1 protein-coding gene is annotated in these 1,131 nt (G+C 50.0%); it reads right to left on the bottom strand.

The genetic code is table 11. The features are described from left to right. Positions 1-328 precede the first annotated feature (328 nt). A complete protein-coding gene (locus F6K53_RS46380) occupies positions 329-481 on the bottom strand; it encodes a winged helix-turn-helix domain-containing protein (RefSeq protein WP_366511456.1) in 153 nt (50 codons plus the stop codon). Positions 482-1,131 lie beyond the last annotated feature (650 nt).

The raw sequence follows: 1,131 nt of genomic DNA on the forward strand, positions 1-1,131 counted from the left end.
GTTGAATGTTGACTAAAGGTAGTAACCACCAGTAAGTTTTACCCGAAGCTGGATGCACAAAACCCCATACCCAAACCCACTCATAGCGCCACTGAACCTTGGAGACGAAACCTTAGGATAGTGGAGCCTTAATCAATAAGTTTTAACCCTTTTCTGCATAGCCTGCCAACCATAAAGGCTCCACTATCCTTACGGTAACTTCAAAGGCGATTGGGGTTTCCCACCAGGGGAGCCAGAGGCGACGCAGCACAGGGAAAGAGTCCAACCCGATGTTCGTCCATCGCCCACAACTCAATCTCTGCCCCCGGATGCTGCTGTCGTAACTGCTCTACTCGCTCAGGCAGTTTTTTTTCCAGGCTTCTTGTTCCATTGGGTCTTGCTGTTGATGCTCCGGACGGGGCAGGCGTAGCCGAAACTCCATCTGCTTCAGATATTCCCAACCTCGTTGAGGTGCAACCCGACGCTCGAGCACTCGACTCATCCAATCGGCTACCTTGCGACCATTCCACAACCCGCTCTCATCCACAGGGGCTTCTAGAGCTTGTAGGAGTTGGGCTTGTTGAACCTCATCGAGTAAAGGTTCGGCTCCACGATTATGATGCCGACCATCACCTACTCCTGCTTCCCCGTCTTGGTTGTAGCGCTTTGCAATTACTCGTATCCAGCGCTGCGGAATACCCCGTTGCCTCTCGCACCTCTTCCGTCTGTTTCCCTAATGCCTTCAACCACAGGATTTGGTATTGGCTGCGTTCTACAGCATCACGCTCCTTGACGATACCGTTCCTCCAATTCCTCACAACTGGTGATGAGGTAATAGTCTCAGGCGTTTGGGCATAAATCTTTCCCGACTCACTTTATACAATAAGTCTACACCCGGATTTGATATTAGATGAGCTTTGTGTGCCCAGGGACTGGCAAGACCGGTGCCAGGTATTCAGGGCATTGTAGAGGCGGGAGTTTTTTTTCGAGTGCGTTCCTATGGTTTTGAGTGGCATCGCGCATCAAAGAACGCTGGCTCCCACTCAGCTTTTTTGAATCTCTCAAACATCCATCTGACAAACAGTTTGACAAAACAGTGACCGCCTTTTGTCAGTCAGTCAGCTCATATCCACTAAGAATTTCAAAATAAGA

The organism is Moorena sp. SIO4A1, assembly GCF_010672065.1.
GTDB lineage: Bacteria > Cyanobacteriota > Cyanobacteriia > Cyanobacteriales > Coleofasciculaceae > Moorena.

Excerpts from the sequence above, each read along its gene's own strand:
- F6K53_RS46380 (WP_366511456.1), bottom strand. The coding sequence starts at position 481 with ATGAGTCGAGTGCTCGAGCGTCGGGTTGCACCTCAACGAGGTTGGGAA.